At 74.4% G+C, this 8,459-nt stretch carries 6 protein-coding genes; 5 read left to right on the top strand and 1 reads right to left on the bottom strand.

The features are described 5' to 3' along the window. Nucleotides 1-120 precede the first annotated feature (120 nt). The 5 genes from NZH93_RS00755 to NZH93_RS00735 all read left to right on the top strand — a co-directional run bounded on the left by NZH93_RS00755 (nt 121) and on the right by NZH93_RS00735 (nt 7,957). The gene (locus tag NZH93_RS00755; protein WP_259620888.1) at nt 121-2,946 is read left to right on the top strand and encodes an AfsR/SARP family transcriptional regulator; all 2,826 of its coding nucleotides are present in this window, start codon (nt 121-123) and stop codon (nt 2,944-2,946) included. Between the two features lie 168 nt (nt 2,947-3,114). Continuing rightward, a complete protein-coding gene (locus tag NZH93_RS00750) occupies nt 3,115-3,405 on the top strand; it encodes a hypothetical protein (RefSeq protein WP_259620887.1) in 291 nt (96 codons plus the stop codon). After that, nucleotides 3,402-4,313 (top strand): MerR family transcriptional regulator, encoded by a 912-nt coding sequence (locus tag NZH93_RS00745; RefSeq protein ID WP_259620886.1) that lies wholly within the window; start codon nt 3,402-3,404, stop codon nt 4,311-4,313. Before NZH93_RS00750 ends, NZH93_RS00745 begins: the two co-directional genes overlap by 4 nt. Nucleotides 4,314-4,414: 101 nt before the next feature. Continuing rightward, nucleotides 4,415-6,412 carry a DNA ligase D gene (gene ligD, locus NZH93_RS00740; protein ID WP_259620885.1) on the top strand — a complete coding sequence of 666 codons (1,998 nt, stop codon included), beginning with the start codon at nt 4,415-4,417 and terminating at the stop codon, nt 6,410-6,412. A gap of 69 nt (nt 6,413-6,481) precedes the next feature. Further along, on the top strand, nt 6,482-7,957 hold the full coding sequence (locus tag NZH93_RS00735; protein WP_259620884.1) for an FAD-dependent oxidoreductase: 1,476 nt from the start codon (nt 6,482-6,484) through the stop codon (nt 7,955-7,957). Nucleotide 7,958: 1 nt separating this feature from the next. On the opposite strand, the gene NZH93_RS00730 is transcribed toward NZH93_RS00735, so the two are convergent. Further along, complete coding sequence (locus tag NZH93_RS00730; RefSeq protein WP_259620883.1) at nt 7,959-8,420, bottom strand: helix-turn-helix domain-containing protein; 462 nt, start codon at nt 8,418-8,420, stop codon at nt 7,959-7,961. Between the last annotated feature and the right edge of the window lie 39 nt (nt 8,421-8,459).

Below are 8,459 nucleotides of genomic sequence, written 5' to 3'. Positions count from 1 at the left end.
CGGTGGCCCACCCCCTGACGGGCCACCGCACGACCCACGGTGGACGCCGGGTGTTGAGCGGACGCGGACGAAACGTTGAATTCCCTCGTCAACAGCGGTACGAAGGACCGAGGGGGTCTGGTGGTGGACGTGGAGTTCCGGGTCCTCGACGGTGTCGAGGTCCGAGCGGGGGACAGGCGGCTGCCGCTGGGGCACGCGCGGCAGCGGTGCGTCCTGGTCGCCCTGCTGGTGGACGCGAACCGGGCGGTCACGGCCGACCGGCTGCTGGAGCGGGTGTGGGACGAGGAGCCGCCGCTCCGGGCGCGGTCGGTGCTGCGCACCTACGTGTCCCGGCTGCGGACGGCGCTCGCCGACACCGGGGCGACGATCACCCGGCGGGACGGCGGCTACTCGCTCGACGTCGAACCCGACGCCGTCGACCTCCACCGCTTCCGGTCGCTGGTCGCGCGGGCCCGGCAGGCGGACGACGACGAGCGCGCGCTGGACCTCGTGCGGCGGGCGTTGCGGTTGTGGGGGACCGAGGTGTTCGCGGGCCTGGACACGCCGTGGATCGACGCGGTGCGGCGGACGTTGACGCTGGAGCGGGCCGCCGCCGACGCGTACCGGATCGATCTCGCCCTCAGGTGCGGCAGGCACGTCGAGGTGCTGGCGGACCTGACCCTCCTGGTCGAGGACGACCCGCTCGACGAGCGCCTCTGCGGGCAGTTGGTGGTGGCGCTGCACCGGGCGGGTCGGTCGGCCGACGCGCTGCGGTCGTACCAGCGGACGCGGGAGGCGCTGATCGACCGGCTGGGCACCGAGCCGGGACCGGAGTTGCGGCGCCTGCACCGGGAAGTCCTCGTCGCGGACTCGCCGGACGACCGCGCGGTGCCGGCCGCGAGGAGGGTGCCGCGGCACCTGCCGCCGTCACCGCGGTCCTTCGTCGGCCGCTCCCGTGAGCTGGCGTCGCTGGACGCCCTGATGACCTCGACCGGCGACCACCCGCCGATCGCCGTGCTGGCCGGTGGCGGCGGCATGGGCAAGACCTGGCTGGCCCTGAGCTGGGCGCACGGGCACCGGGACCGGTTCCCGGACGGGCAGTTGCACGTGGACCTGCGCGGCTTCGACCCGGTGGCCGAACCGCTGGCGCCCGACGCGGTGACGCGCCTCTTCCTCGACGCGCTCGGCGTCGCGCCGCGGGACGTCCCCGCCGAGCCCGACGCCCAGGTGGCGCTGTACCGGGACCTGACCGCTGACCGGCGGGTCCTGGTCGTGCTGGACAACGCCAGGGACACCGCGCAGGTGACGCCGCTGCTGCCCGGCGGGACGTCGGCCGCGGTGCTGGTGACCAGCCGCCACCGGCTCACCGGGCTGGCCGTCGCGCACGGCGCCGTGACCCTCGCGGTCGGGGTGCTCGACGAGCGGCAGGCCGCGGAGGTGCTGTCCCGGCACCTCGGCGCCGCCAGGGTCGCCGCCGAACCGGAGGCCACCGCCACGCTGCTGCGGCACTGCGCGGGGATGCCGCTGGCGCTGGGCATCCTCGCCGCGCGGGCCGACGCGTACCCGAACGCGCCGCTGGCCGCGCTGGCCGAGGAGGTGCGGGACGCCTCGGCCACGTTGGACGCGCTGGAGACCGGGGACCGGTCGACCAGCCTGCGAGCCGTGTTCTCCGCTTCCGTCCGCGTGCTGGACGCCGGCACCACCACCCTGTTCGCCCTCCTCGGCCTGACACCGGGACCGGACATCACCGCGACGGGAGCGGCGGCGCTCGCCGACGTGCCCGTCCAGCGCGCCCGGCAGGCGCTGCGGGAGTTGGAGGAGGCGAACCTCGTGCACCAGCACGTCGCGGGCCGCTACCGGATGCACGACCTCGTCCGCCTGCACGCCGGGGAGTTGGCGGGTGGCGACGGCGGCGCCGCGCTGGAGAGGCTGTTCGACCACTACTGCTACGTCGCGTCGGTCGCGGCGGACCGGTTCACCCCCGGCGAGCCGCACCGCCGACCGCCCGTTCCCGCCCCGTCCGGACCCGAGGTGGTGTTCGACTCCCTGTGGGACGGCATCGCCTGGTTGAACGCCGAACTCGCCACCCTGATGGCCGTGGCGGAACACGGTTCGCCGCGCCGCACGACGCACCTGTCCGGAGCCCTGGCCCGCTTCCTGGACGCCACCTCCCACTTCCACGACGCGCTCGCGCTGCACACCGCCGCCGTCGCCGTCGACGGCCGGGACGGGTACGCGCTGGCCCGCCGCGGACTGGCGCTCTTCCGCCTCGGGCACGTCGTCGAGGCCCGCGATCACTACGAACGCGCGCTGGCCCGTGCGGAGGAGGTCGGGGACCTCTCGCTGGAGAACATCGCCTCGACCAACCTCGGCGTCCTCTGCTCGGAGGAGGAGGCCGGGTACGCCGACGCGGTGCGCCACCACGAACGCGCGTTGACCGCGGCGCGGAAGGGCGGCTACCGGCACAGCGAGGGGATCGCTCTGGTCAACCTCGGCGAGCTGTGGTGCGGGCTCGGCCGGTTGGACGACGCGCGGGCCGACCTGGAGGGGGCGGCCCTGATCGCCCGGCAGCAGCGCGACTCCGGCCTGGGCGCCGTCGCGCTGAGCGGTCTCGGGGTCCTGCACCAGCGTCTCGGCGACCGGGAAGCCGCGCGCGACTTCCACCGGAGGGCCGCGGAGCTGGCGGGAGGTGGCGTCCTGAACACGATCAACGTGGAGGTCCTCAACGACCTGGCGGTGACCGTCCACCAGGCCGACGGTCCCGAGGCGGCGCTCGTCCACTACCAGGAGGCGCTCGACCTCGCTCTGCGCACCGACTACCGCATCGAGCAGGCCCGCGCCCACGACGGCATGGCGGAGGCCCTGCGGGACCTCGGCCGCGTGGAGGAGAGCGGGAGCCACGTTCAGCGAGCGCGTTTCCTCCGCGACCGGTTGGATGGCAGTGCGGCGACCGGCCCGCCGGGCTGACGGCGATCCGCTCCGGCCGAGGTGGTTACCCGTTCGAGGAGCGGGTCGGGTTGAATCGGTTTTGAAACGATTCTATGCTTGGTCGGTCGTCATCAGCCGACGAGGGACGTGGATCCATGCCCGACCTGTCACGTGTGCCGGACCCCGCCGTTGAACGGCGGGCCGTCCATGACCGGTCTTGAGGACCGGATGATCGACCTGGTGTGGCACGTCGTGGTGGCGTGCGGTCGGCCGCGGCCCGCCGAAGCCACCGCACGACGCATCCTGCGCGACAACTTCGCGCCCGTCGACCCGGCCGACGTGCACGGCCGGGTGGTGCGCGGCAGGTTGGTGCGAGCGCTGCGCGCGGAGTTCGGCGAGCGGGCCGAGGCGCCGGTGACGCAGGCGCGGGTGCGGGACGAACTGGCGATCCTGAGGTCGAGGGGCCTGCCCGGCACCGGCTGTCCGGTCGGGGGGTGACGGTGGTCGAAGGGGCCGAACCCAAGGGTGCGCCGCGGGCGCTGTGGACGCCGCGGGCGCTGGCCGCGATGCTCGGCGTCCCGCCCAACACCCTGCGTACCTGGCGCCACCGCTACGACCTCGGCCCGACGGCCCGCACGGCGGGAGGCCACCGCCGGTACACCGACGAAGACGTGGAACGCGTGCGGCGGATGCTCGTGCTGACGGCGTCGGGGATCGCACCGGCCGCCGCGGCGGCGATGGCCGCGGCGAACACCCCGGCCCACGAGGCGGCCGTGCGGCACGTCGGGGTGTCGTCGCGGCGGGTGAACGTCGGGCTGCGCCGGGCGGCGAACCGCCTGGACGCCCACCTGGTCCAGGACATCGCCACCACGCTGATCGCCGAGCGCGGGGTGGTGGCCGCGTGGGAGCACGTCCTCCTGCCGCTGCTGGTGGACCTGGGCGAGCGCTTCGAGGCGGGCGGCAAGGGGATCGAGGTCGAGCACGTCGCCAGCACCGCGATCCAGCAGGCGCTGCGGGACGTCCCGTTCCCCGGCAGGCCGGGGCGGCTGGTGGCGCTGTTGGCGTGCGCGCCGGAGGAGCAGCACTCGCTCCCGCTGGACGCGCTGGGCGCCGCGCTGTCGGAACGGGGCCAGACGTGGCTGAACCTCGGCGCGCGAGTGCCCGCCGACGTGCTGCGCGAGTCGATCGGCAAGCTCGCGCCCGCGGTCGTCGTGGTGTGGGCGCACCGCGCGGACCTGGCGGAACGGGTCCCGGTGGTGGAACTGGCCGACCGGCCCGACCTGGTCGTGGCGCTCGCGGGCGGCGGCTGGCTCGGCGTGGAGTCTCCCGACTCGGTCCTGCGGCCCGCGACGCTGCGCGAGGCGCTGGGCCTGGTGCTCGCCGCCGTGCGCGTGGAGGCCCACTGACCCGGTCCCGTGCCTGATCGGGAGCGCGGAGCTAGGCCGAATGGGTTACGGTCGGTCGGCGGGGAGGTCCGGGAGCGGCAGGCCGCCACGGGAGGTCGTCGATGGCACGCGATTCCGGCGAACCCGGCGACCCGGCCCCGCCGTGGATCGCCCCGATGCTCGCCAAGCCCGACGGCGGCGTGCTGCGCAGCGGTCCTCAGTGGACGTACGAGTACAAGCTGGACGGCTACCGGGCGGCGATGCGCGTCGGTCCCACCGGGACGACCGTGTTGACCAGTCGCAACGGCATCGACTTCACCCCGGAGTTCCCCGACCTGGTCGGCGTGCTCGCGCGGGGCCTCGACGGCCGCGCCGCCGTGCTCGACGGGGAGGTCGTCGTCTACGGCGCCGACGGCCGGATCGACTTCGGCGAACTCCAGCAGCGCCGCGGGCGGTACCGCAAGCACGCCGGGTCCCCGCGGCGCGACGAGCCGTTCGAGGACGTCGCCGAGGTCCGCTACCTGGCGTTCGACCTGCTGGCCCTGGACGGCCGGTCGCTGCTCGGCCTGCCGTACGACCAGCGCCGGGCGCTGCTGGAACAGGTGCCGATGCCCGACCCGTACCGCGCGTCGGTCGTGCCCGCGTTCACGTTCGACGCGCTCGCGGCGGACCGGCGCACCCCGCGCGACCTGCTCGACTCGGTGACCGCGGCGGGCTACGAGGGGCTCATCGCCAAGCTGCGGGACTCGCCCTACCTGCCGGGCGAGCGCCCGGAGTCGTGGCTCAAGCACCCGCTCGTGCGGACCGGGGAGGTCCTCGTCTGCGGTTGGCGGCCGGGGCAGAACCGGTTCGCGGGGATGCTCGGTGGTCTCCTGCTGGGCGCGCACGACCCGGTGACCGGCGACCTGGTGTACCTCGGCGACGTCGGGACGGGGTTCACCGACCGCGACCGCCACGAGTTGCGGGCGCTGCTGGTCCCGCTGGAGCGGTCCACGCACCCGTTCGCCGTCGACCCGCCCCGCGACGACGTCCGCGGCGGGCGGTGGGTGGAGCCGCACCTCGTCGGCGAGGTCCGGTACCGGCAGTTCACCCGCGGCGGCGCGGACGGCCGGAACGGCAGGCTCCGGCACACGTCCTGGCGCGGGCTGCGCGAGGACCGGGCCGCGGCTGAGGTCGTGGCGCCGCGCACCGCGCCGGAACCCGTGGCGCCCGCGCGGCAGGCCAAGCGCGTCACCGTGAGGGCGGGGCAGCGGCAGCTCGTCCTGTCCAACCTGGACAAACCGCTGTACCCGGACGGTTTCACCAAGGCGCAGGTGATCCACTACTACAGCACCGTCGCCCCGGTGCTCCTCCTGCACCTGCGGGACCGGCCCGTCACCTTCATCCGCTACCCGAACGGCGTGGAGGGGGAGCACTTCTACGAGAAGAACGTCCCGCGCGGCGCGCCCGGCTGGCTGCGGACCGCGCGGCTGCCCAGCGGCGGCTCCCGCGACACGGTCGAGTACGCCCTGCTCGACGAGCTGCCCGCGCTGGTGTGGGCGGCGAACCTCGCCGCGCTGGAGCTGCACGTTCCACAGTGGACGATCGGACCCGGTGGTGCGGGGCGGGTTCCGGACCGGCTCGTCCTGGACCTCGACCCCGGACCGGGCACGACGGTGGTGGAGTGCGCCAGGGTCGCCGAGCGGCTGCGCGACGTCCTCGTCGCCGACGGCCTCAGCCCGGTCGCGAAGACGTCCGGCTCCAAGGGGATGCAGGTCTGCGCGGGTGTACTCGGCGGGAGTCCGGGTGACACCTCGGCCTACGCGAAGGCGCTCGCCGAGCGGTTCGCGGCCGAGACCCCGGACCTGGTGACGGCGAGGATGGCGAAGGCGCTGCGGCCGGGGAAGGTCTTCATCGACTGGAGCCAGAACAACCCGGCCAAGACCACCGTCGCGCCGTACTCGCTGCGCGGCCGTGACCGCCCCACCGCGTCCACGCCGGTCACGTGGGACGAGGTGCGGGCCTGCCGCCGTGCCGAGCGGTTCGTGTTCACCGCGGAGGACGTCCTCGACCGCGTTCGGGACCTCGGTGACCTGTTCGCCGTGCTGCTGGAGGAGCGGGCCGAACTCCCCGCGGTGTGAGCCCGGCCCAGTGACTAGAATTTTACTGCTACAGTAAAGTTCTAGTCACTGGAAAAAGGAGTCTTCACCATGACCACGCCACGCATCGCCGTCATCGGAGCAGGGCCCGGCGGCCTCCTGTGCGCTCGAGTCCTCCAGTGCCGCGGCCTCGCGGTCGCCGTCTACGACGCCGACACCTCGGTCGACGTCCGCGACGCCGGGGGCACGCTCGACCTGAAGGCGGACTCGGGGCAGATCGCGCTGGAGGACGCGGGCCTCCTGGAGGAGTTCCGCGCCCTGGCCCGACCGGAGGGGCAGGCCAAGACCCGGCTCGACCAGCACGGCACCGTGCTGTCGTCCTTCGTGCCCGAGGAGCACGACGAGGCGGCGACGGAGATCGACCGCGGGCAGTTGCGGGCCCTGCTCGCCGACCACCTGGAGGCCGGGACCGTCCGCTGGGGCCACCGGCTGCGCACCGCGACCCCGCGCGGCGACGGCGTGCACCGCCTGGAGTTCGCGAACGGCGTCACCACCGAGGTCGACCTCCTGATCGGGGCCGACGGCGCGTGGTCGGCCGTCCGCCCGCTGCTGACCGACGCCACCCCGCGCTACCTCGGCGTCTCGTTCCTGGACGCCCGCTTCGACGACGTCGACGACCGGCACCCGCAGGTCGCGAAGATCGTCGGCGACGGCCACGTGTTCGCCAACGACGGTCGCGGGCGGGCCGTCATCGGCCAGCGCAACAGCAACGGCCACGTCCGCGGCTACGTCGCCCTGCGCACCGACCTCGACTGGAGTGAGCAGGCGGGGCTCGACCTCGACGACCGGGCTGCCGTGCGGCGGTACCTGCGCGCCGAGTTCGCGGGCTGGTCCGAGGACCTGCTGCCGTTCATCACCGACGGCGACGGCGCCTTCGTCAACCGCCCCATCCACGCGCTGCCCGCACCGCTCGTGTGGGACCACCGGCCCGGCGTGACGCTGCTCGGCGACGCGGCGCACCTCATGTCGCCGTGGGGCGGGTTCGGCGTCAACCTCGCGATGCTCGACGGCGCCGAACTCGCCCGCGCCGTGGCGGAGAGCACCACCGTCGACGAGGCCGTCACCCGCTACGAGGCGGTCATGCTGCCCCGCGCGGGCGAGCACGCCGTCGGCGCCAACGAGGCCATGGAACGGTTCTTCGCCACCAAGGAGTTCGACCCCGCCGACGTCCCCGACACCGAGGCGGAGCACCGGAACTCGATCGCCGCCGCCGCGGAGTACCGCCGCCGCCACCCCGTCGCCGCCGCGAGCGCGCCCCCGTGGACGCTGCGCTTCGCCACGCCGGGCGGGGAGAAGCGGTACTCGCTGGTGCTCGACCCGACCGCGACCGCCGGAACCCTCGACGGCGTCCCGATCGAGGACTGCGGGCTCGACGGCGGCACCCTCAGGTTCACCGCCAGGGTCAGCGCGCCCGTCCGGATGAAGGTTGCCTGCACCGCCACGATCGACGGCGCCACGATGTCCGGCACCGCCAAGGCGTCGATCATGTCGATCCCGTTCACCGGCACCCGCGACGCGGTGTCGTGAGCTACCCGCGGGTGTTCGGGTGCAGCGCGACCAGCAGCACGGCGTCGAGCAGGCGGAACCAGTCCGCCTCCGCGAGGTCCCGCCCGGTCAGGTCGGCCAGGCCCGCCATCGTGCCCAACAGCCGTCCCGCCAGTTCGGTCGGGCTGTGGCCCGCCGCCTCGGCCAGCACTCGCACGTCGTGGCGGAACCGGGGGCCGCGGCTGAACCGGACCAGCGAGGCGGGCAGGTCGGAGGCCGGTGGCTGGTCGGACGTGCCATCCCCCTGGACGAAGCCGATCGTCAGGCGCGTGTCCAGCGCCGCGGCCAGCCGGTCGAGCACGTCGACCGTCGGGTTCCCCCGGCCGTTCTCCAGGTTGGCGACGTAGGGCACCGAGAGCCCCGCGTCGGTCGCGACGGCCGCCACCGTCCGCCCGGACGCCGCGCGCAGGGCGCGCAACTGCTTGCCCAGGTCCTGCCTGCCCACCGGCTCACCCACTCTTGACAAGACAGCGTTTGTGGTGAC

Origin of the sequence: Umezawaea endophytica, assembly GCF_025061645.1 — a bacterium.
Classification (GTDB): Bacteria; Actinomycetota; Actinomycetes; order Mycobacteriales; family Pseudonocardiaceae; genus Umezawaea; species Umezawaea endophytica.
This window is presented reverse-complemented; position numbering and strand designations above follow the sequence as displayed.